Raw genomic sequence first — 20,243 nt, forward strand, 5'->3', positions numbered from 1 at the left:
ACACAAGTTTATTGGTGATTCTGCCGAAAAGAGAAACGATATCCCTGTCTTCAGTTTGCAGGTGTATATCCTGTGTAATGGACGTTATCGTTCTGGCACAGATTCCAGCAATGGAAGTTACTTGGGAGGCAAGAGGCTGTGCCAGAAAAGAGTGGTGAAGGATATACCGAAGGCGCTGAGTTTCGCTTTTTGGGGAATCTTTTTGGTGCCCTGATGGCCTGTGCCGGTCTGCTGGCCGGTACTATGATGCACGAGCGTAGCCTTGACTACTGGCTTGAGGATATTGTGCCGTTGCTACTGCTGGCGTTTACCCTGCGAGGGGTGATCAAAAGTGCAATGGAGTTGGCCAAGGATAGTATTTTCTACGAAGAGCAGAAGAAACAGGTGCTTGAGGCCATGGCTAAACAGGAAGCGATGGCTGCCACCATGGCTGGGGCAGAATCAGAGTTGCCAAAACTTGCAAGCAAGCCGAAGTATAGCGAAGCAGAGGTGCTTGAGGCGGTTAGCAAGCGGATCGAGCAGCAACGTGAAGAAGGTCTAAAAAAGAATAAAATCATAAATCCATAACGTAAGCGGGTGGTATGACACGACAGTCAGTATTAACGCTGGAGTATTTAACAGCAATCCTTCTGGAACAAAAACTGATAACCGCAGAGCAGCGGGCCATGGTGCTCGCCAAGGCCAAAGCCCAGGAGGCCCGTTTAACAGCAGGGCCACAAGCGGGCGGTCGCCGCCTGCACCGTGGAGGTGAAGCCCCTTCACCGGCCCAGCTTTTGGCCTCGTTCAATCTTGAAATTCCGGGTGGTAGTGGGCGGATTTTGTCCGAAGATACCATTACCGAAGCGCTTGCCACTTTTCTGAAGATCCCCTACCTGAAAATTGATCCACTCAAGCTTGATCTGGATGTGGTTACCTCTTATATTCCGCGCCCCTTTGCCCTGAAACATCTGATTGTACCGGTGGCGGTTCGTGATGGCGGTCTGGCAATTGCCGTGGCTGATCCGTTTAACGATCAGGTCTTGAGCGAGTTTGCCACAGCCCATCGCCTGAAGGTCACCCGCGTGCTCAGTTCATGCACTGATATTCAGAAAATATTACGTGAGTTCTACGGATTCAGGGCTTCTGTACTGGCTGCGGAGGCGGAATCCTCTGCTGTTATCGATCTTGGCAACCTTGAACAACTCTTTAAGATGAAGGGTGAACATGAACTGGAGGGGAATGACCGTCATGTTATCTCTGCGGTTGATTTCCTTCTGTCATATGCCTTTGACCAGCGCGCTAGTGATATCCATATTGAACCAAAACGGGAAAAATGCCTGATCCGCTTCCGGCTTGATGGTCTGCTGCACAACATCCATCTGCTGCCCAAGCCTCTGCATGCGCCGATTGTCTCCAGAATCAAGATCCTTTCCAGGATGGATCTGGCTGAAAAACGCCGTCCTCAGGATGGCCGGATCAAGACCAGCCATAACAATAAAGAGGTGGAACTGCGGGTCTCAACGGTGCCCACCGCCTTTGGTGAAAAGGTGGTTATCAGGATCTTTGACCCGGATATCCTCTTGCAAGATCTGAATTCAATCGGCTTTTATGCGCGGGAATACGCGCTGTTTAACAACTTTATCCATCGTCCCAACGGGATTATTCTGGTTACCGGCCCAACTGGCTCAGGGAAAACAACAACACTCTATTCAACCCTGCGGACCCTTTCGTCGCCAGAGGTGAATATTGTTACCATTGAAGACCCGATCGAAATGGTGATGGAGGAGTTTAATCAGATTGCGGTGCAGCAGAGTGTCGGGGTCACCTTTGGCAATATCCTGCGAACGGTTCTGCGCCAGGATCCTGATATTGTCATGGTGGGTGAGATCCGCGATGAAGAAACCGCTGAAAATGCCGTGCAGGCTGCTCTAACCGGCCACCTGGTGCTGTCAACCCTGCATACCAATGACTCCCCTTCATCCATTCCCCGTTTGCTTGATCTGGGGGTGCCGCCCTATCTGGTTACCGCAACGGTGGTTGGCATTATTGCACAACGACTGTTACGCAAGGTCTGCCAGCACTGCAAGGCGCCTCGCACGCTGTCTGTGGAGGAACGTACCTATCTGCAGCTGTCTGATGAAAATCTAACGGTTTATGAGGGGGAAGGGTGCAAGGAGTGTCGTGGTACCGGCTATAAAGGGCGTACCGGCATCTTTGAAGTGCTTGAGATGAATGAACGGACCAGGGCCATGATTAGTGACAAGGTAGATGTTGCTGAACTGGTTCGTGCTGCTGAGCAGGACGGGTTTATGTCACTGCGCCAGCTTGCCATCAGAAAAATGCTGGAAGGCTCCACCACCTATGATGAAGTGATCTCCATTACCGGCTAGTTGACCAATAAAAAAGGCCTGCAGAAGCAGGCCTTTAAATGTTTATGGGTGTTGGTTACTAGCAGCCGGCAGTTTTCTGGATCGTCCTGACCACCTTGCTGTCACTATCAAAGCGCAGACGCAGTTCATCACCAACCCGTACCTTGCGGTCCTTAATTTTCTCTAGATTGGAATGGTCGCGAACCTGCAGCACAACAGCTGCATCAGTCTTGCGATCTTTCATGGTCATTTCAGCGCCACCGCCAACCATTCTGATTGTGCTGACAGTGCCGATCATCTTCATCTCACCCGCAAATGCAGTTGTTGCCAAGGTAGTCAGAGCGAACATCACAACCAGTGCGAACAGCCTTTTCATGTCTTCCTCCTGTAGTATGCCGTTTAAACGGCAGGATAGTGGTGTGTTAAAACTGTGGCTGAGTATGACCAAAGTATAGTCCAAGAAATTTTAACGTCAATCTTTCAGCGGTATTATTATACAAATTTAACAGTCGGCTTGTTGCTTCCCGGTCTTTGTTAACCAAAGTTGTCTGATCTGGTTGACAAGCTAGCCTGCTCCATGCTACCCAACCTGCCATGATTATTAACGATAGTACGTTAGAAGAAATTGTCGACAGCGTTATAGGCGGTGATCTCATTAGCAGTGAGCAGGCCTTGGCTCTGGCCGATCTGCCGAGCGAACGCCTCTCGGCACTTTTTGCTGCTGCTTCCCGTGTGCGGGAACACCATTTTGGCAATCGAGTTTCCCTTTGTGGCATCATCAACGCAAAATCAGGACTCTGTCCCGAAGATTGCTCCTTCTGTGCCCAGTCTTCCCATCATGCCACCGGTGTGGATTGCTACCCGCTGCTGGATCAGGACACCCTGTTGGCCGGAGCCCGGTCGGTGGCCGGACATGGTGCTGCCTGCTACGGGATTGTGACCAGCGGCAGTGGAATCAGCGAAGGTGAGGAGCTGGCACAGGTCTGTGCTACCATCAAGGCCATCCGTGCTGAAGGTCAGATTGCCCCCGGTGCCTCGCTGGGGACCTTGACTCTGGCAGCTGCAGAGCAGCTCAAGGCAGCCGGTCTGGTGACCTATCATCACAACCTGGAAACAGCCCGCAGCTTTTTCCCCCAGATCTGCAGCACCCATGACTATGACGATGATGTTGCTACGGTGCGGCTGGCAAAACAGGTTGGCCTGCGGGTCTGCTGCGGTGGTCTGTTTGGTCTTGGGGAAACCATGGCGCAGCGGGTAGAGCTGGTCCTGACCCTGCGGGAGCTGCAGGTTGATTCAGTACCGATCAACTTTCTTGATCCAGTGGCAGGAACGCCGTTGGCAGCCATGCATCAGCTGACCCCGCTTGATTGTCTGCATACCATTGCCCTGTTCCGTCTGATTCTGCCGGATGTCCATATCACGGTCTGCGGAGGTCGCCAGAAAAACCTGCGGGAGCTGCAGTCCTGGGTCTTTCTGGCCGGGGCCAGCGGGATCATGACCGGTAACTATTTAACCAAGGAAGGACGCCAGCCTGCTGATGATCTGCAGATGATTGAAGATCTGGGGCTGGTGATTGCAAAGGAGATGCTGCGATGAGTAATGGACTGTTTATTACCGGTACTGACACCGGTGTTGGTAAAACCATAGTGGCTGCAACCCTGGCCCGCATTCTGCGCCTGCGGGGGGTAAATGTCGGTGTCATGAAACCGGTTACCAGCGGCTGTGTTGAGCGTAATGGTGAGTTAATCTCGGAGGATGCCGAGCTTTTGGCCTGGGCTGCCGGTGTTGACTGTACCGATGATGTTGCCCCCTACTGTCTGCGCCAGCCGATTTCACCGGTTGAAGCGGCACAGTTGGACGGGGTGAAGATTGATTTCAGCGCAATTGTCGCAAGCTACCGTCGCTTGTCAGCACAGCATGAGTTTGTGATTGTGGAAGGGGCAGGGGGGCTGATGGTGCCGCTGAATGGCGGTTTGCTGATCGCTGATCTGGTCAAGCAGCTTGATCTGCCTCTGCTGGTGGTGGCTCGCCCCAACCTGGGAACCATCAACCATAGTGTCCTGACCTGTTTTGCAGCAGGGCAGATGGATATTGAGGTCAAAGGGGTGATGGTCAACCGCTTCCCTGCCAATCCTAACCTTGCCGAGAAGGGGGCCTCCCATCAGATCGGTTCGCTCTGCGGGGCACCGATCCTGGGGATCTGGGATGATCTGCCCGGTTCGCAGGAAGAGATTGTGGAGCGGCTGGCTGAACAGTTTAACAACGATCCTAAAAGTGACATCATCCTGCGGGTGCTGGGTGGTACTGAAGACAGCGACTGCGGGGCAGCAGCAACTTCAGAGGGTTGTTCTTCCTGCGGCTGCTCCGGCAGTTGCGGGGGAGAGTAAGCCCGCTTGAACACCCCCACTTCCTATGATCCGCTGCAGCCCTGTCTTGAGGCAACTGCCAACCCGGAAGAGCTGATGGCCCTGGCTGAGATGCGGATGCCGTTTGGCAAGTATCAGGGGCGTTTGCTGATTGATCTGCCGGAACGGTATGTGGTCTGGTTTGCCAGCAATGGCTTTCCGGAAGGGCGCTTGGGCAGGATGTTACAGACGGTGTATGAGATAAAGGTAAACGGGCTGGAGTATCTGTTTGCCCCGTTACGAAAGGGCAGAATCGTTGGGTGATGGTTTACCTGCCTGAAGGCATACTTGCTCACTATACGCCGCAAAAAAAATAAAAAACAGACTGTTTTATTTGCTGGGAAAAGGTATCTTGAAATCAAGGTAGCGCTACCTGAAACAAGCATCAGAAGGAGAAGCAAAAGAAGTTTGTGATTTTTTCCACGGAGCAGATGTAGGTTTTATGGAGGAAACACTATGGAAGATACGCCGCCTGGCTGTTTTGGCAACATATGAAGCAACAAACAGGCTACCGACAGAAGTAGCCTGCATACCATGAACATGGTGCATAGATTGACGTAAAACCGGAGGCCCGCCTGAAAAGCGGGCCTCTTCTCATTTATTAGGGTGTTGTGTTGCTGATGAATCGTGATTGCTCCAGGTGGTGCGCAGTCTGCAGAGTTCCCGGTTGCCTTCAACTGATTCGATTCTATGGATCAGGATCGCAGGATCTTCAGGGCTTGGGGCACAACAGCTGCGTATGCTGTCACCGTATAACGCCTCAGCCCTGAATCCAATTTCAATCAGGACTGGCACTGCCCGTGTGATCAGCTCCTCCGGTACCGCCTCCAGTGCCCAGCCAGCATAGATCGTGTTGTTCACATGATTGTTCATATCAAGGTTAGCCCGCAGTACCGGCAGTTGCAGCCCTGACTGGCATTCTTCAAGCAGCGGAAGCGTTGCAAACGGATCATCCAAGGCTCGTTGCAGGTGCAGCGGATAGTCAGGCAGATGCTCATCAATGCTTACCGGACGGCGTGTTCTAAGGTCCAGTGCAGCCCATGAACTGGTGGCCCGCCCAATGGTCTGCCCCTGGTGGTCAGTCAGCAGAAAATCACGAATTGAGAAAAAGCCCTCACGGGTCACCGGCCAGGTGCTGACCGTTACCGGCTCAGTACCAATAATCGGGCGTAGCAGCTCAATGGTCAGTCGGGACAGAACCCAGGTTAATCCCCTTTTCCGCAGGTGCTTAAGCCCTACACCCAGTTGCAGGGCATGCTCTGCACCAACTTCCTGCAGCCAGGCCAGGATAACGGTCAGGCGTACCCGGTTGCGGGGATCAAGCTCGTGATAGCGGGCATTAACGGTTTGTTGCAGCTGATGGTGCATGCCTTTCTCCTTGCCCCATGCATAGCACAGGAGCGGACATGATTGCAAATCAGCCAGGTCTGGCAGATACTGTTGCCTGATGCAGCCAGTTGCACTACACTGCACTATCAAAAGTACAACTGTAGAGGAGGGATTATCATGCAGCAATTTGATACTACCCAGGCCAGTACAGGGCTGATCGTCAGGCAGAACACACTGGTACGTCAGGTCTATGCCTGGATGGGATGTGGTCTGACCCTTACCGCGATTATGGCGCTGATTACGGTTTCTTCGCCGGAGCTGTTAAAGGCCATTGTCGGTAACCGGATGGTGTTTTACGGGCTGATGTTTGGTGAACTTGCCCTGGTGTTTACCCTTTCCGGTGCCATTAACCGGATGAGTGCCACTGTTGCCACCATGTTGTTTATCGGCTATTCAGCCCTGAACGGCCTGACCCTCTCCGTTATCTTTCTGGTCTACACTGCTGATTCCATCGCCTCTACCTTTGCGGTTTCAGCTGCCATGTTCGGCGCCATGAGTATCTATGGCTATGCCACCAAGAAAGATCTGACCTCCTGGGGCAGTTTCCTGTTTATGGGGTTGATCGGCATTGTGATCGCCTCATTGGTAAATCTTTTTATGAGGAACGACGCCGCATCCTGGGTGATCTCGGCTATTGGCGTGATTGTCTTTACCGGCCTGACTGCCTATGATACCTGGAAGATCAAGGCACTGGCTGCTGAAGGAGCAGAGGGGAGAAAACCGGCAATCCTTGGTGCCCTGACCCTGTACCTTGACTTTATCAACCTGTTTCTGATGCTGCTGCGTCTGATGGGTGGGAGACGGGATTAATGAACAGGGCCTTGAATAACTATTCCGGAGGCAGTCTACGGCGTTGCGCGGTGCTCGCTGCCTCGCCTAACAATGTTATGTCTCGGTCGCTGTGCTCCGTGCGCCTTGTATCCAGCCTTCCTCATGACGTTTTTCAACGCCCTGTGTAAGGGTTCATGTAACAATGCTTACCACTTCTACCAATAAGCAGATGTTCAGTTTTCTGGCCGTACTGACTGCAGCCTCCATGGCGGGGCTGCAGGGCTACACCATGCTGTTCAACAACTTTGCCGTGGAGACGGTTCATCTTGACGGGCTCCATGTTGGGTTGACCCAGTCGATCCGTGAGATCCCCGGTTTTCTGGCGCTAACCGCAATTTATGTGATGCTGGTGATCCGAGAACACCGTCTGGCATCCCTGTCGGTCATCCTGCTGGGGATCGGTGTTGCCCTGACCGGCTTCTTTCCCAGTTTCAGCGGAGTGGCGATGACCACACTGCTGATGAGTTTCGGTTTTCACTACTATGAAACCGTTAACCAATCCCTGACCCTGCAATACTTTTCCACCCACCAGTCTCCGTTAGTGATGGGTAAGCTACGCAGTCTGGCTGCCATCACCAGCATCATTTCTGCTGCTGCAATCTGGGGGATGGGCTTTGTGCTGGATTATCGCGGTATGTTTCTGGTGGTGGGGAGCGTGGTTGCCCTGGCCGGTCTCTGGGCGGTCTTTCAGGACCCAAGCCATGCTGATGTGCCGCCTCAAAAACTGCGGATGTTCCTGAAACGGCGTTACTGGCTCTACTATGCCCTGACCTTCATGTCTGGTGCCCGGCGTCAGATCTATATGGTTTTTTCCATGTTTCTGCTGGTCAAGGTCTTTCACTTTTCCGTGCAGGCCATTACGGTACTGTTCATCATCAACAACCTGATCAACTGGATCATTAACCCGATGATCGGCAGGGCCATTAATGCCTTTGGTGAGCGGACCCTCTGCACGGTGGAGTATCTTGGCGTGATTCTGGTCTTTCTGACCTATGCCTACGCATCATCACGCTGGGTGGTGGCCGGGATGTATATCATTGACTACATCCTGTTCAACTTTGCCGTGGCGATCCGTACCTACTTTCAGAAAATTGCTGATCCTGCAGATATCGCCCCCACCTCGGCGGTCGGTTTTACCATCAACCATATTGCAGCGGTTTTTCTGCCTGCCCTGGGGGGCTACCTCTGGATGCTGGATTACCGGATACCGTTTATCATGGGGGCCGTGCTGGGTCTGGTTTCCCTGATTCTGGCCCAGTTCATCAGACTGCCCTCCCATGCTGCACCGGTCGGGCAAACAGCACACTAGAGTCAGATCAGGTCATAGTGCTTCACCATCGCCCTGTGGCTGCGAAATGCTGCCAGATAGCGGGCATCTTCGGCATAGGTGGTGGGATAGATAGCGGGAACCGGCTGATGCTGCAAACTGCTGTCCACGTTGACAAAGGTAAACAGGCAGGAGTTTGAAAGCGCCTTGCTGTTACGGTCCCGGCTGATCCGCTCGATGCCTGCCTCAACACAGACAAAGCTGTCACAGGTATAGACCACCCGGCAGGTGTAGTGCAGCTTGTCCCCCAGTCTGACCGGATGGAAGAAGTTGATCCGGTTGACCGCAGCAATCAAGGCGCGACCGGGAGCGATCTGTTCAGCACACATGGATGACAGTTCATAGGCCCTGCGGATGATATAGCCACCAAAGATTCTATGGGGCACATATTCCTGCTCAGGGTACATCCGCTCCCAGGATTCCACCACCAGACTGTCTGCCTTAACTCCGCTAAATCCGGGTTGGTCCTGGGCTTCATGCAGCTGACGCAACAATGCATACTCTTCGTAGCTGGGAGGCTCCTGCTGAGCTGCCTGCTGTTGACGGTACTGCTCCCGCTCCTGCATCGATTTCTCTGCCCGATGTTTTTCAAGCTCATCCTGGTATTCAAGTGGCGGCAGCACCCTGCTTTCCTCAGCAGATTCACCACCTCTGGCCACCATGGTAAAGTAGCAGGAAGCGATATGGGTGGACGGATCGCCAGCGTGCTCCACCCGCATCCCCACCACCATGGATGACCTGCCAACGTGGTTGATCCGGGCATCAATCTGGATGTCACGGTCATTGTCAACTACGTGGCGTACAATGATATTGTCAATGGCAGCGGTCACCACCTTGGCGTCAGGGTGAATGCTGCGGGCATAGCCCAGCGCTGCTTGCTCGGCCATGATGTCCAGGTCTTCCAGCAGCAGGCCGAACCTGAAGTTGCCCACAATCGGCTCATCGACAATCATGTAACGGCGGCGGGCCTTCAGGTCTGATGCAAGTGGCAGCACCTTGTAGAGCGATGTTTCTCGTGGTGTGGTCATCTGTTTGCTCCCTGCTTTATGCAATCGATAACAGCTGCTGTACACTGTACATCTCCAAGACAGGTTGTGCAAGGCAGCCTGTCGGTGCTACATTGCTGCCTCCATTTTAATAAACTAAAGTGAGCTGCCATGCCGGAAACCAGTTGTGACTTTTATTGTGACAAGATCCTGAAAGGTCTGCTGGAGGTGCCGATCTACCTCCAGAATGAGCAGGTCTTTGCTTTTCATCATACCAAGCCGCTTTGGGAGCATCATGTGGTGTTGCTCCCGAAAAAGCACATCGAGTCATTGATCAGCCTGGAAGAATCTGACAACGAACTGCTGCTGGAGCTGATGCGGACTGCCAAGCTGATTGCAGCTGATTTTATGGCCCGTTTCGGCGCCTGCCGGGTCTATACCAACCTGGGGACCTATCAGTCATCCAAACACCTGCACTGGCATATCGGCGCTGGTGAGCAGTTGCGGCCCTATTGAATCAATTCAAGCAGAAACTGGCTTATCCAGAATAACTGATGAAAGGTGGTACAAAATGCGTAATCTGATCAAATTGAGTGGTGCTGTATTGTTGGCAATGATCTGTGTGATGCCGGCAGATGCTGCGGAAACAAAGGTGAGCAAGATGACAACAACCGATTCAGGACTCAAGTATGTTGATGATGTGGTGGGCACAGGCGCCTCACCAACCAGGGGTAAGCAGGTGAAAGTTCACTACACCGGTACGCTTGAGAACGGCACCAAATTTGACAGCTCAGTGGATCGCAAAAAGCCGTTCAGCTTCATCATTGGCATCGGGCAGGTCATTAAAGGCTGGGATGAGGGTGTGATGGGCATGAAGGTTGGCGGCAAGCGGAAACTGGTTATCCCTGCCAATCTGGGTTATGGCGCCAGAGGTGCTGGCGGCGTGATACCACCCAACGCCACCCTGTTGTTTGATGTTGAACTGCTGGATGTGCAGAAGTAGGCACGGTTACCTGTGAAACCAACATCCGCCTGTAACCTGGTAACTATCCTCGGCCCGACCGCTTCCGGCAAGACCTGTTTGGCGGTGAAGCTGGCGCAGGAACTGTCTGGCGAGATCATCTCGGCTGATTCGAGACAGGTGTTCAGGCGGATGGATATCGGCACCGGTAAAGACCTGCATGAATATGGCGCTATCCCGTACCACCTGATTGATGTGCTGGAGCCGGGGCAGGAGTGCAGCCTGTTTACCTTTCAGCGTCTGTTTCTGCAGGCCTTTGAAGGGATAACCGCCCGTGGTCAGCTGCCGATTCTGTGCGGTGGCACCGGCCTGTATCTGGATGCGGCGCTGCGGGGCTACCGGATGGTTGAGGTACCTGAAAACCTGCAACTGAGGGCAAAGCTGGCTGATAAAAGTGATGCAGAGCTGATTGAAATACTGATGAAACTGGTGCCTGATCAGCATAACAGAACAGACCTTACCGACCGAAGCCGTACTATCCGCGCCATTGAGATTGCCAGCTACCAACCGGATGATCAGGCAGAACAGGAACCGTTCCCTGCCATCAGCCCGCTGGTCCTGGGCATCCGCTGGGAGAGAACAGAACTGCGTCGCAGGATCACCCAGCGCCTGCGCCAACGGCTTGAGGCAGGTATGCTTGATGAGATCCAACAGCTGCATGCCGGTGGAGTAGGGTGGGAGCGCTTGGACTACTATGGTCTGGAATACCGCTATGGCGGGATGTTCCTGCGGGGAGAGCTGAACCGCAATGACCTGTTCCAGAAGCTGAATGCTGCTATCCATGATTTTGCCAAACGACAGGAAACCTGGTTCCGTAGGATGGAGCGCAATGGCGTGGTCATCCATTGGCTGGATGGGGCAGAAGATCCGGTAACAGAATCGCTGCAGATTGTGAACAGCAATATTGTTTCTCTGGCTTAAATGATCACTTTTTAGGGGGGCTTGCATCTTGCTGATGGGGCTGGCAGCATCCAGGCTGCCAGGGGCCGGGGGTGTGCTCTTTTTAGCTCACGTGCTGTTCGGTGGATACTGATGATAGCCTCGTCATTTCTTCCACTAACAGCTCAACATCAAGCGGCTTGGTCAGGTAGCTATCAAATCCTTCTGACAGATAGCGTTCACGATCACCCCGCAGGGCATTGGCGGTCAGGGCGATAACCGGTGTATGACGCGCTGTTTGTTCCTCCTGTCTGCGAATTGCCTGAACCGCCTCACTGCCGTTCATAACCGGCATATGCATATCCATCAGGATACAATCAAACGCTTCTTCTCTCGTAGATTCAACCGCCTGCTTGCCGTTTTCAGCAACTGTTATCTGATGTCCCATCCTTTTAAGCATCAGTGTAATCAGACGAGCATTAATCTCATCATCCTCCACAATCAAAATCTTTAAGGCCGGTCCCTGTCTGGTCGGGATACTGAACGGTTCCAGTGCTGTATTTTTTGGAGGGGTACTGCCAATTCCAAACGGCAGCTCAAGGTGGAAGTTGCTGCCCTGTCCAACATTGCTTTCAGCCCAGATCCGTCCGCCCATCAGGCAGGAAAGCTGCCGACAGATTGAGAGCCCAAGGCCGGTTCCGCCAAACCTGCGGGTGGTGGAACCGTCAGCCTGAGTAAAGGGATCAAAGATCGTGTCCATTGCCGCAGGAGTAATGCCGATGCCGGTATCGGATACGGTTATATGGATGATTACCTTGTCTGCATCCTGGGACAGCAACAGCGCAGAGATGGTGATGCTGCCCTGCTCCGTAAATTTGATGGCATTGTTCAACAGGTTCAGCATGATCTGTTTGACCCGCAACTGATCGCCATGGAGCAGGTCAGGCAGATCATCCGCGAACCTGGTATGTAACTCCAGATGCTTTTTTCGGATCCGGCTGCATTGCATGGTGCAGACATCCTTGACCAACCTGCGTAGCGAAAAATCGGAATATTCCAGCTCGGTCTTGCCCGCCTCGATCTTTGAGAGATCAAGGATGTCGTTCATCAAGGACAGCAGGTTGTCGGCGGAGGTTTTAATATTGTTCAGATATTCCTGTTGCTCAGGAGTCAACCGGGTGAGGTGTAGCAGGTTGGTCATGCCGATCACACCGTTCATCGGCGTACGGATCTCATGACTCATGTTGGCCAGAAATTCGCTTTTGGCCTGATTTGCGGTGTCAGCCGCCACGCGGGCCTGTTCAAGTTCTCTGCGTGAAGCGTTTAAGTTGCTGATGGTAATCACCAGCCTCAAGGTCAAGAGCAGGATCATGGTACTTGCAGTGATGATTCCGATTAACCACCAGCGGTACTGCTGCCAGATATCACTGATCGTTACAAAGTGAGAACGGTCAAAGGGAGGCAGACGCAGTTCACGCATCATCAGCTCTGCTGCCTGATAGTCTGCTGGAGTGCTGAAGCCATGGATGAAGGCTGATTGCATGACCGGCGAGCCGTGCTCGGCTGCCAGTAGCGTTGCCGCAACCCTGCGGGCTGTATCCTCCTCAACATGGGGCAGGGCTACAAAGGCCCACTCCGGGAAGAGCCTGGTTGAGCAGACAAGCGGAAAGTGAGGCCATTTTTGCTGATTGATGATCTTGAGATCAGCCAGGTTGAGTCTGCCCTGCCTGGCGATCTTTTCGATTACCCCGGTTCGCACAATACCGGCATCGGCCTTGCCTTCAAGAACCGCCTGGACCACCAGATCCTGTGGCATACCTGTGACAAGCAGCTGGTTTTTGCGGGGTAATGCAATGCCGGCCCGCTTGAATTCAGCCATGGGAATATGGAAGGAACCAAAGGCCCCAGGAGATTCATTAACGCAGGCGATCCGCTTGTCTTTCAGGTCTTTAAACCGGTTGATGTCATCCCGGTTGGCACGGGTAAAGACAACACCTCCCAACTCCTTGAGCGCAACTGTTCCTTCTGAACGGACCAATGTGGCCAACACGCCGGAAAATTTTGTTTTTTCACGTAACTGAATGTAGTGGGAGGCGTTGGTAAGCACAAAATCAAGTTTCCGCTGTAACAACGCCTGCCACATCTCATCGTGGTCCAGAAATATGACACGTAAGCGATGACCAGGCAGGGCAGCAGAGAGGTGTGCGGCCAGTGGTTGCCATTCTTGCTGCATTTCATCCTTGGAGTGAATGGTGAGGATACCAAGGGTCAACTCATGATCAGCCTCTGCCCATGCTGGTGGCAGAGAGATGCACCATTGCAGCATGCAGAACAGCATCAGCAAAAGTATGCTTCTGTTTAGGTGGCAGTGTACTGCAGCCGGATCCGGCATCTCATTGCCTCACTGACCTTGGTGATATTTCAGACAGTTGTGGTGAGTCTGCCACCACTTAAAGGTTTGTCAAGCAGGTCTGCTGTTCTTGTCTGACCAACGGTATGTTGAAGCTGATCAGCCTCTATGGTAGAAACAGAGCGGAAAGAAGAACGCTTGCCATGAAAGACCAGACAACCCCTGACATGAACAGTCTACTGCAACCTTTTCAACAGCTCTTCCCGCAGCAGCACCATGACCAGATCTTTCTGGTTGGCGGTACAATGCGGGACTTTCTGTTGCAGCAGTCTGCTCAGGATTATGACCTGATCGCTGTTCTGCCTGAGGAACTGCTGCCGTCACTTGGCTTTCGGCTGGTTGCAGGCAAGACTACCAGGCCGATCTGGTTTCAGCATGATGCTCAGCTGGGTAAGCTGGAGTTGATCCGGCTTGATGATATCAGTCAGCTTGATGCTGATCTGAGGGGCCGGGATTTCACCATCAACGCCATCGCCTTAAGCTTATGCGGCAGGCTGTATGATCCCTTAAACGGCCAGCAGGATCTGCAACAACGGCTGCTACGGGTCTGTTCAGAACAGAACTTTGTTGATGACCCTTTGCGGATTATCCGTGGTGTACGTTTTGTGGCTGATGGCTGGCAGATGGTGCCTGAAACTGTGCAGCTGATCCAGCAGCAGGATTGGGCTGAGCAGATGGCTTGCCTGCCGGTTGAACGGTTCAGCCGTGAGATGGTTAAGGCCCTGGCTGCTAGACAACCGGAGCGGTTTTTTCAGCAGATGATACAGTACAGGCTTGGAAGCGACTGGCTGTCGGAACTGTTCAGGATGCCGGATATCCCTGCCGGACCGCTGCAGCATCATCCAGAAGGTGATCTGCTGACCCATTGCCTGCAGGTACTGCAGCGGGCCGCAACAGTCAGTTCAGATCCCCTGACCCGTTTCTGTGCCTTTTTTCACGATATCGGCAAACTGTCCACTGATCCGGCCCTGTATCCTAAACACCACGGCCATGATGAGGCTGGTTATAAGCCCGCATTGAACCTCTGCAAACGACTCTGTCTGCCAACAGAATGGGGCAGGGCGCTGGCCTGGATTAGCCGCCTGCATACCAACCTGAACCGCTGGTCAGAGCTGCGGGATGCAACCAGGCTACGGATAGCGGAGCAGGCTCGTAAGGCCGGCATCAGCCTGATCCTGCCGGTTGTGTCAGCCGCTGACAAACCGGGTAACAGTACCCCAGCCCAGTGGTTTCAGGCACTGGAGGTTGCTGCCATGAACAGTACGCAGCTGGGTATAAACGTAGAACAGCTTGAGGCGATGCAGGAAAAGCATCGGCCTGACTTTATCCTGCAGCACCGAATCAGATTGTTGAGGTCATATGAAGACATTTCGTAAGGAACTCTGGTTTGAAACCAAAACCCGACGGGCATTTCTCAACATCACTCCCACCATAGAAGAGTGCCTGAAACAGAGCGACATCCGCGAGGGACTGCTGCTGTGCAATGCCATGCATATCACGGCCAGCGTGTTTATCAATGATGATGAATCCGGCCTGCATCAGGATTTTGAGGACTGGCTGGAACAGCTGGCCCCGGAAAAGCCCTATTCCCGCTACCGTCACAACGGCTATGAGGATAATGGTGATGCCCACCTGAAGCGGACCGTGATGGGGCGTGAGGTGGTGGTGGCAATTACCGAAAGCAGGCTTGACCTGGGGCCCTGGGAGCAGATCTTCTATGGTGAGTTTGACGGCAAGCGCAGAAAGCGGGTGCTGGTCAAGATTATCGGCGAATAGTGCCGGATGGATGGAGTTCTACCATGAGTGATCCAAACAGACCTGCAGCAGCGTTGATCAGCAGCCTTGGCCTTGTCCAGCATCCAGAAGGGGGCTGGTATCGCGAGACCTGTCGCTCCCACGAGCAGGTTTCCGGCAGTGCACTGCCTGACCGTTTTAACGGCCCGCGCTCCTGTTACACGGCCGTCTATTTTCTGCTGGAGCAGGGGGACTACTCTGCACTGCATAGAATCAAATCCGATGAGTTGTGGTTTTTCCATGGCGGCACAGGCCTGACCATCCACCTGCTGACAGCGGACGGCACCTGTTCTGCGATCAGGCTTGGGGCTGATATCGCAGCAGGAGAAGCCTTTCAGGCCATGGTGCCTGCCGGGACCTGGTTCGGGGCTGAGATGAGCGGGGCAGGGGAGTATAGCTTGGTCAGTTGTGTGGTTGCACCGGGATTTGATTTTGCCGATTTTGAAATGGGTGATAAAAACGTCCTGCTGGCGCAGTACCCGGATTATCAGGCACTGATTAATCGCTTGACCCGTTAGAGTCTGCAGCGTCCCCCAAATTTGATCGAAAACGAGTGACTCATGAACATAACCAATCTTCTGATCAATCTGCAAAACAAGTCTGTAGCCGCCTTTTCCAGCACCGCGCGCCATATTGAGCGTATTCAGGAGGCCCTGCCGGGCTGCAGCATCACGGTTGCTGAAGGAAAAACAGAGTTTCTGGCAAGGCTCCCTGAAGCTGAATGTGCCCTGGTCTGGTCGTTCAGGCCGGAGTGGTACGAACTTGCTCCGAATTTGAAGGCTGTCTTTACCCCGGCTGCCGGACATGACTGGGTGGCGGAAGATCCCACTGGCAGGGTGCAGACCTTCTACGGCAGCTTCCATGGCCGGATCATGCGTGAAAGCCTGCTTTCAATGATGCTCTATTTCAACCGCAGGATCGGAGCATCTGTTGAGGATCAGAAACAGAGGAGCTGGGGGCGGGATGACTACAGCAGTTGTGTCGGGCTCTTCAGTCAGCAGGTACTGATCATCGGTTGCGGGGCTCTGGGACAATCCATGGCAGCGTTGTTAAAGGCGTTCGGCGCAAGAATCACCGGGGTCAGGCGTACTGTGCCAGAGGAAATCCCGGCCTGCATTGACAGCATGACCACTTTTGACCGGCTGGAAGAGGAGCTGCCCAATGCTGATCATCTGGTGCTGCTGCTGCCGGGGGAAAAGGAAACCGATGGTATTATTACCCGTCGCCATTTTGCCACCATGAAACCGGGGGCGTTCCTGTACAATCTGGGACGGGGCAATTGCTATCAGGAGGATGACCTGTTGGCGGCCCTCAAGAACGGCCCTCTGGCAGGAGCGGGGCTGGATGTCTTTGCCCATGAACCGCTGCCTGCTACATCCCCCCTGTGGGAACAGCCGAATGTACTGATTACACCGCACTCCAGCGCGGTCAGCCGCGAGTACATTGATCTCTTTATTCAGGAGTGGCTGGAGCGGCTCCGGGCGTTTTAGGTAATCACCCACGGAGTCAGCGGCAGCTCAATCCTTCCAGTAGGCTGCTGCCGGTCGCAGGGCAAACAGTAGTGCGACAATAATGATTACCCAGGCATACTTAATAACGCACTGATGGAAGTAGGCGCCCGCTGCGATACCGAACAGGAATGCACACCACTTCAGTAACCAGATATCCCGCCAGTGCCAGACCTTGGTTTTAAGCAGTTTCATACGCCACCTCCAGTAATGACACCAGTATACCACCAACTGAACAGCCTGCAGTTGCCATAATCTGATCAATACCGTATGGTACCGGCTGCTTAAAATATGAAAAGTGGAGGCAAAGATGGCAGGAATTACAAAAAATAGCGTTGTTACGCTGGATTATACGGTTACTGATAGTGACGGTGTTGCTGTTGATGAAGGACAGGAACCGCTTGTCTACCTGCATGGCGGCTATGGGGATATCTTCCCGCGGATTGAGACGGCACTGGAAGGCAAATCAGCAGGTGAAAGCATCATTGTTCACCTGCAACCGGCTGAGGCCTTTGGTGAATATGATGCTGATCTGGTGCGGATTGAATCAATCGATGCCTTCAATGAACCGGTGGAGGTCGGCATGCAGCTGGAGCAGACTGAAAACGGTAATGACCTGCTTTTTACGGTTACTGATGTTGCTGAAGGTAAGGCGGTGCTGGATGGCAACCATCCCCTGGCCGGTATGGTGCTGGTGTTTGAAGGCACGGTACTCAGCATCCGTCCGGCCAGCGAACGGGAAATCCAGGCCGGAAAGAGTATGTCACCGGCCTGTTAGCCTCTGGATGTAAACCGCCTCCGTATTGGAACGGGAAATGTCAGATTGAGTACAGGAGAAAAGATGATGCGATGGTTTGTTCCTACGGTTCTTATTTTTTGTCTGATGGTCGCGCCCTGTTTTGCTGATGAAAAAACTACCACCGTGGTAAAAGATGAACCGGCCAAGGCGAAGCTGCTGGGACCCCATAAATTGTCGCTGCAGTGGATAAGCTGGGACAATTTTGGAACCGCCACTGCTGTTGAAAAAGATGGTCTGATCACCATAAAAGGTGAACAACGTGCGAAAACCGGCGGTGACTATGTTTTGCTGGATGGGGTTGTCACGGAGATCGGCAAGAACAGCTTTAAGATCAACGGCAGTATTGTGACGAAGGTGTCCTATATTAACCGTGGAGAAGCCTGTGTCCGTCAGGGAGATCTCACGTTCAGAATAACCGGCTCGCGGAAATACTGGCGCCTGAAGGAGATGGACAGCCCCTGTGGGCCGGAAACTGATTATGTTGATATCTATTTCAGGAAATGAATTTAGTATGCTTAATCAACAGCCACCACAAAACAGCCTTTAAAGCCCTTTTGCTCGTAGTCATCCCTGCTTGTCTGGGCCTGTCGTAACGATTCAAAACGGCCAACCCGCACCCGGTAATAGCGGATGTTTTTGACCCAGGAATCCTGCACATCCGCCACGCCATAGTTTTTCTTCAGTTCATCCCTGTATCGGTAGGCATTTTCCTTGACCGTAAATGCCCCGACTTGGATGGTATAGCTGCCTTTGTCATAGCTTGCCAGTTGGCGGTAACTGTCGCCGGACTTGTAGCCCAACGTAGAGATCCTTACCGCTGCAACACCTTCCTGAAGCACACCAATCCTTGAGGCCGCACCTTCAGAAAGATCAATAATCCGGTTGCCGACAAAGGGGCCACGATCATTGATCCGCACAACCACCTCTTTGCCGGTCCGTCTATGTTCCACCCTCACGTAAACACCGAACGGCAGCGTTTTATGGGCCGCAGTCAGCCCATGCATATCAAACAGCTCACCATTGCTGGTCTTCCTGCTGTGAAAGTCCCGGCCGTAGAAACTGGCAAGGCCTTCCTGCACAAAACCATCTGCGGTGGACAGCGGTTCATACCGTTTACCCTGCACGACATAGGGCTTTGAAATCTTTTGCGGCGGTGCTGTGTCAGGCACTGCATACCGCTGCCGTGCGCAGCCCGCAAAAAGAAGCGTAATTACCAGTAGTATGATGATGTTGGTTGTGCCTGTAATCTGTAGCCGGTAGCGGGTCATGGTGTTAACGGTTTACCTGATTTCGTGATTTTAGTATTAACGGCTCCATTAGAGCCCGGCTATAGTGATAATGTGAGGTATACAACTCCATATACGTACTAAAAAAGGCCGACACTTGTGTCGGCCTTTGGAGCTTTTGGAGCGGGAAACGGGATTCGAAGACTGCCGGTTAACAGTTTACAAAATCATAAGACCACTTATTTGAAGTGATTTCCGCATCCTAGCTCGCCGACCAACGTCCATTTAAGTCCATCAAAATATGGTGAAAGTCATCTAGTTGGTGAAAGCTGGGTGAAAGTTTTCAGGCTACCTCTACCCCATGTTCACGTATTTCGTGAATCAGGGGAACCCATGTATCATTCTTGTATGAATCTGCTGATACAGGAACCGGATGGAGTCTGGCATCAATCCGCCAGGCAAGCTGCATCAGCATTTTGCCCTCGTTAAACCTGTCCCTGCCAAAGTCACTGGAGATAATGGCTATATCAAGGTCACTGTCAACCGTCTGTTTGCCGGTTGCAAAGGAACCGTACAAAAGGGCTTTGTCAACATGGACACCCTTTGTTGATACAGCATCTACCAGCCTGATGACTATATCTCTGATTTCTTGTGTAACCATTTGTAAACTTTCTTTATCTCTTTGTACTTCTCAGCAGCAAATTCCTTGGTGCATTTCTGGTAAAAATCCATTTTTACATCAGGATACCGCGCTTCAGTGTGAAACTCCATGAACTCTGCCAACTGGTCAAACATTTCGTCTGGTATTTGAAAGCCGGTTTTCTTTGCCAGCATAACCAGAGAATGGGAGTAGGGGGCATGAGTACCGGTATGCTTCACCACCAATGCTTTCAGAATCTTTTCAATGGCAAGGTGACCAAAGAACAGGGCATACGGGTATTTCTTGGAACGCAGCAGTGTTGCACCGGTCTCCAGATCGTATGCGGAACTTTCAGCCCAATAGGCTATGGTTTTGTCTGATTCAAACGTCATGGCGTAAAAAATACCGTAAATTACTGAAGATAGCAACTAAACTGGAATTGTCTCCTCACAACTGCCTATACCGGTAAGCAGCTCCACCCTTGTTACTGCATAAATCCGTTCAGGTTTATGTGCGATGGAAAATCCGTTTCGACACCGGACTTCGTCCCGACATAACCATAGCGGTACGCATGGATATACGTGCCCATTGATCATCGCGTAATACGTGTCGAGTCATCATGGAACTCCAACAAAGAGGGATACCTCTCTATCGGAAGGTAAAACCAAATTCTTGATTGA

Annotated in this window: 24 protein-coding genes; 16 read left to right on the forward strand and 8 right to left on the reverse strand. The window is 52.6% G+C overall.

Annotated elements, in window-relative coordinates:
- Positions 1–138 precede the first annotated feature (138 nt).
- Both B5D39_RS08195 and B5D39_RS08200 read left to right on the forward strand, forming a co-directional pair.
- Positions 139–567, forward strand: coding sequence for a hypothetical protein (locus B5D39_RS08195; RefSeq protein ID WP_078789976.1), 429 nt, complete (start codon positions 139–141; stop codon positions 565–567).
- Between the two features lie 14 nt (positions 568–581).
- Positions 582–2,369: a GspE/PulE family protein gene (locus B5D39_RS08200; RefSeq protein WP_078789977.1), complete on the forward strand. Its 1,788-nt coding sequence runs from the start codon at positions 582–584 to the stop codon at positions 2,367–2,369.
- A 58-nt stretch (positions 2,370–2,427) separates the two neighbouring features.
- On the opposite strand, the gene B5D39_RS08205 is transcribed toward B5D39_RS08200, so the two are convergent.
- A complete protein-coding gene (locus tag B5D39_RS08205; protein WP_078789978.1) occupies positions 2,428–2,724 on the reverse strand; it encodes a hypothetical protein in 297 nt (98 codons plus the stop codon).
- Positions 2,725–2,942: 218 nt separating this feature from the next.
- On the opposite strand from B5D39_RS08205, the gene bioB reads away from it, so the two are divergent.
- The 3 genes from bioB to B5D39_RS08220 are packed head-to-tail and all read left to right on the forward strand — an operon-like array spanning position 2,943 to position 5,017.
- Positions 2,943–3,944, forward strand: a complete 1,002-nt coding sequence (gene bioB, locus B5D39_RS08210; protein ID WP_078789979.1) for a biotin synthase BioB — start codon at positions 2,943–2,945, stop codon at positions 3,942–3,944.
- Positions 3,941–4,735: a dethiobiotin synthase gene (gene bioD / locus B5D39_RS08215; RefSeq protein ID WP_078789980.1), complete on the forward strand. Its 795-nt coding sequence runs from the start codon at positions 3,941–3,943 to the stop codon at positions 4,733–4,735. The genes bioB and bioD overlap by 4 nt, the downstream gene beginning before the upstream one ends.
- Positions 4,736–4,741: 6 nt before the next feature.
- Positions 4,742–5,017, forward strand: a complete 276-nt coding sequence (locus B5D39_RS08220; protein WP_279627304.1) for a DUF3820 family protein — start codon at positions 4,742–4,744, stop codon at positions 5,015–5,017.
- Between the two features lie 330 nt (positions 5,018–5,347).
- Here the strand turns inward: B5D39_RS08220 and B5D39_RS08225 are convergent, their stop codons facing one another.
- Complete coding sequence (locus tag B5D39_RS08225) at positions 5,348–6,121, reverse strand: acyl-[acyl-carrier-protein] thioesterase (protein WP_078789981.1); 774 nt, start codon at positions 6,119–6,121, stop codon at positions 5,348–5,350.
- Between the two features lie 138 nt (positions 6,122–6,259).
- Between B5D39_RS08225 and B5D39_RS08230 the strand changes: the two genes are divergently transcribed.
- A complete protein-coding gene (locus tag B5D39_RS08230; protein WP_078790009.1) occupies positions 6,260–6,952 on the forward strand; it encodes a Bax inhibitor-1/YccA family protein in 693 nt (230 codons plus the stop codon).
- A gap of 163 nt (positions 6,953–7,115) precedes the next feature.
- Positions 7,116–8,282, forward strand: a complete 1,167-nt coding sequence (locus B5D39_RS08235; RefSeq protein ID WP_078789982.1) for an MFS transporter — start codon at positions 7,116–7,118, stop codon at positions 8,280–8,282.
- Positions 8,283–8,284: 2 nt separating this feature from the next.
- On the opposite strand, the gene B5D39_RS08240 is transcribed toward B5D39_RS08235, so the two are convergent.
- Positions 8,285–9,328 (reverse strand): acyl-CoA thioesterase, encoded by a 1,044-nt coding sequence (locus B5D39_RS08240; RefSeq protein WP_078789983.1) that lies wholly within the window; start codon positions 9,326–9,328, stop codon positions 8,285–8,287.
- Positions 9,329–9,457: 129 nt separating this feature from the next.
- Between B5D39_RS08240 and B5D39_RS08245 the strand changes: the two genes are divergently transcribed.
- The 3 genes from B5D39_RS08245 to miaA are packed head-to-tail and all read left to right on the forward strand — an operon-like array spanning position 9,458 to position 11,228.
- Complete coding sequence (locus B5D39_RS08245; protein ID WP_078789984.1) at positions 9,458–9,802, forward strand: HIT domain-containing protein; 345 nt, start codon at positions 9,458–9,460, stop codon at positions 9,800–9,802.
- 55 nt (positions 9,803–9,857) lie between these two features.
- Positions 9,858–10,289, forward strand: coding sequence for an FKBP-type peptidyl-prolyl cis-trans isomerase (locus B5D39_RS08250; RefSeq protein ID WP_078789985.1), 432 nt, complete (start codon positions 9,858–9,860; stop codon positions 10,287–10,289).
- Positions 10,290–10,301: 12 nt separating this feature from the next.
- On the forward strand, positions 10,302–11,228 hold the full coding sequence (gene miaA, locus B5D39_RS08255) for a tRNA (adenosine(37)-N6)-dimethylallyltransferase MiaA (protein WP_078789986.1): 927 nt from the start codon (positions 10,302–10,304) through the stop codon (positions 11,226–11,228).
- An 82-nt stretch (positions 11,229–11,310) separates the two neighbouring features.
- Here the strand turns inward: miaA and B5D39_RS08260 are convergent, their stop codons facing one another.
- Positions 11,311–13,524: a PhnD/SsuA/transferrin family substrate-binding protein gene (locus B5D39_RS08260; protein WP_161947453.1), complete on the reverse strand. Its 2,214-nt coding sequence runs from the start codon at positions 13,522–13,524 to the stop codon at positions 11,311–11,313.
- 215 nt (positions 13,525–13,739) lie between these two features.
- On the opposite strand from B5D39_RS08260, the gene B5D39_RS08265 reads away from it, so the two are divergent.
- The 4 genes from B5D39_RS08265 to B5D39_RS08280 are packed head-to-tail and all read left to right on the forward strand — an operon-like array spanning position 13,740 to position 16,880.
- Positions 13,740–14,972, forward strand: a complete 1,233-nt coding sequence (locus B5D39_RS08265; protein ID WP_244161375.1) for an HD domain-containing protein — start codon at positions 13,740–13,742, stop codon at positions 14,970–14,972.
- Positions 14,956–15,372, forward strand: coding sequence for a secondary thiamine-phosphate synthase enzyme YjbQ (locus tag B5D39_RS08270; RefSeq protein ID WP_078789988.1), 417 nt, complete (start codon positions 14,956–14,958; stop codon positions 15,370–15,372). The genes B5D39_RS08265 and B5D39_RS08270 overlap by 17 nt, the downstream gene beginning before the upstream one ends.
- Before the next feature lie 23 nt (positions 15,373–15,395).
- Complete coding sequence (locus B5D39_RS08275) at positions 15,396–15,908, forward strand: cupin domain-containing protein (RefSeq protein ID WP_078789989.1); 513 nt, start codon at positions 15,396–15,398, stop codon at positions 15,906–15,908.
- Positions 15,909–15,950: 42 nt separating this feature from the next.
- Positions 15,951–16,880 (forward strand): D-2-hydroxyacid dehydrogenase, encoded by a 930-nt coding sequence (locus B5D39_RS08280; RefSeq protein ID WP_078789990.1) that lies wholly within the window; start codon positions 15,951–15,953, stop codon positions 16,878–16,880.
- Between the two features lie 27 nt (positions 16,881–16,907).
- Here the strand turns inward: B5D39_RS08280 and B5D39_RS08285 are convergent, their stop codons facing one another.
- Positions 16,908–17,093 (reverse strand): hypothetical protein, encoded by a 186-nt coding sequence (locus B5D39_RS08285; protein ID WP_078789991.1) that lies wholly within the window; start codon positions 17,091–17,093, stop codon positions 16,908–16,910.
- Positions 17,094–17,208: 115 nt separating this feature from the next.
- On the opposite strand from B5D39_RS08285, the gene B5D39_RS08290 reads away from it, so the two are divergent.
- Together B5D39_RS08290 and B5D39_RS08295 are read left to right on the forward strand one after the other, a co-directional pair.
- Positions 17,209–17,676, forward strand: a complete 468-nt coding sequence (locus tag B5D39_RS08290; RefSeq protein WP_078789992.1) for an FKBP-type peptidyl-prolyl cis-trans isomerase — start codon at positions 17,209–17,211, stop codon at positions 17,674–17,676.
- 63 nt (positions 17,677–17,739) lie between these two features.
- Positions 17,740–18,201: a hypothetical protein gene (locus tag B5D39_RS08295; protein ID WP_078789993.1), complete on the forward strand. Its 462-nt coding sequence runs from the start codon at positions 17,740–17,742 to the stop codon at positions 18,199–18,201.
- Positions 18,202–18,212: 11 nt separating this feature from the next.
- Here the strand turns inward: B5D39_RS08295 and B5D39_RS08300 are convergent, their stop codons facing one another.
- From B5D39_RS08300 to B5D39_RS08310, 3 genes are all read right to left on the reverse strand, one after another.
- Positions 18,213–18,965 carry a septal ring lytic transglycosylase RlpA family protein gene (locus tag B5D39_RS08300; protein ID WP_078789994.1) on the reverse strand — a complete coding sequence of 251 codons (753 nt, stop codon included), beginning with the start codon at positions 18,963–18,965 and terminating at the stop codon, positions 18,213–18,215.
- 301 nt (positions 18,966–19,266) lie between these two features.
- On the reverse strand, positions 19,267–19,584 hold the full coding sequence (locus tag B5D39_RS08305; protein WP_078789995.1) for a nucleotidyltransferase domain-containing protein: 318 nt from the start codon (positions 19,582–19,584) through the stop codon (positions 19,267–19,269).
- Complete coding sequence (locus B5D39_RS08310; RefSeq protein WP_078789996.1) at positions 19,557–19,955, reverse strand: HEPN domain-containing protein; 399 nt, start codon at positions 19,953–19,955, stop codon at positions 19,557–19,559. Before B5D39_RS08310 ends, B5D39_RS08305 begins: the two co-directional genes overlap by 28 nt.
- Positions 19,956–20,243 lie beyond the last annotated feature (288 nt).

The organism is Trichlorobacter thiogenes, assembly GCF_900167465.1.
GTDB classification, from domain to species: Bacteria; Desulfobacterota; Desulfuromonadia; order Geobacterales; family Pseudopelobacteraceae; genus Trichlorobacter; species Trichlorobacter thiogenes.

Bases quoted from the DNA above. Each gene is read 5' to 3' on its own strand.
- B5D39_RS08295 (WP_078789993.1), top strand. From the start codon at position 17,740: ATGATGCGATGGTTTGTTCCTACGGTTCTTATTTTTTGTCTGATGGTC.
- B5D39_RS08240 (WP_078789983.1), bottom strand. From the start codon at position 9,328: ATGACCACACCACGAGAAACATCGCTCTACAAGGTGCTGCCACTTGCA.
- B5D39_RS08285 (WP_078789991.1), bottom strand. From the start codon at position 17,093: ATGAAACTGCTTAAAACCAAGGTCTGGCACTGGCGGGATATCTGGTTA.
- B5D39_RS08200 (WP_078789977.1), top strand. From the start codon at position 582: ATGACACGACAGTCAGTATTAACGCTGGAGTATTTAACAGCAATCCTT.
- B5D39_RS08250 (WP_078789985.1), top strand. From the start codon at position 9,858: ATGCGTAATCTGATCAAATTGAGTGGTGCTGTATTGTTGGCAATGATC.
- B5D39_RS08310 (WP_078789996.1), bottom strand. From the start codon at position 19,955: ATGACGTTTGAATCAGACAAAACCATAGCCTATTGGGCTGAAAGTTCC.
- B5D39_RS08260 (WP_161947453.1), bottom strand. From the start codon at position 13,524: ATGCTGTTCTGCATGCTGCAATGGTGCATCTCTCTGCCACCAGCATGG.
- B5D39_RS08290 (WP_078789992.1), top strand. From the start codon at position 17,209: ATGGCAGGAATTACAAAAAATAGCGTTGTTACGCTGGATTATACGGTT.
- B5D39_RS08235 (WP_078789982.1), top strand. From the start codon at position 7,116: ATGCTTACCACTTCTACCAATAAGCAGATGTTCAGTTTTCTGGCCGTA.
- B5D39_RS08280 (WP_078789990.1), top strand. From the start codon at position 15,951: ATGAACATAACCAATCTTCTGATCAATCTGCAAAACAAGTCTGTAGCC.
- B5D39_RS08270 (WP_078789988.1), top strand. From the start codon at position 14,956: ATGAAGACATTTCGTAAGGAACTCTGGTTTGAAACCAAAACCCGACGG.
- B5D39_RS08305 (WP_078789995.1), bottom strand. From the start codon at position 19,584: ATGGTTACACAAGAAATCAGAGATATAGTCATCAGGCTGGTAGATGCT.
- B5D39_RS08230 (WP_078790009.1), top strand. From the start codon at position 6,260: ATGCAGCAATTTGATACTACCCAGGCCAGTACAGGGCTGATCGTCAGG.
- B5D39_RS08205 (WP_078789978.1), bottom strand. From the start codon at position 2,724: ATGAAAAGGCTGTTCGCACTGGTTGTGATGTTCGCTCTGACTACCTTG.
- B5D39_RS08300 (WP_078789994.1), bottom strand. From the start codon at position 18,965: ATGACCCGCTACCGGCTACAGATTACAGGCACAACCAACATCATCATA.
- bioB (WP_078789979.1), top strand. From the start codon at position 2,943: ATGATTATTAACGATAGTACGTTAGAAGAAATTGTCGACAGCGTTATA.
- bioD (WP_078789980.1), top strand. From the start codon at position 3,941: ATGAGTAATGGACTGTTTATTACCGGTACTGACACCGGTGTTGGTAAA.
- B5D39_RS08225 (WP_078789981.1), bottom strand. From the start codon at position 6,121: ATGCACCATCAGCTGCAACAAACCGTTAATGCCCGCTATCACGAGCTT.
- B5D39_RS08265 (WP_244161375.1), top strand. From the start codon at position 13,740: ATGAAAGACCAGACAACCCCTGACATGAACAGTCTACTGCAACCTTTT.
- B5D39_RS08275 (WP_078789989.1), top strand. From the start codon at position 15,396: ATGAGTGATCCAAACAGACCTGCAGCAGCGTTGATCAGCAGCCTTGGC.
- B5D39_RS08245 (WP_078789984.1), top strand. From the start codon at position 9,458: ATGCCGGAAACCAGTTGTGACTTTTATTGTGACAAGATCCTGAAAGGT.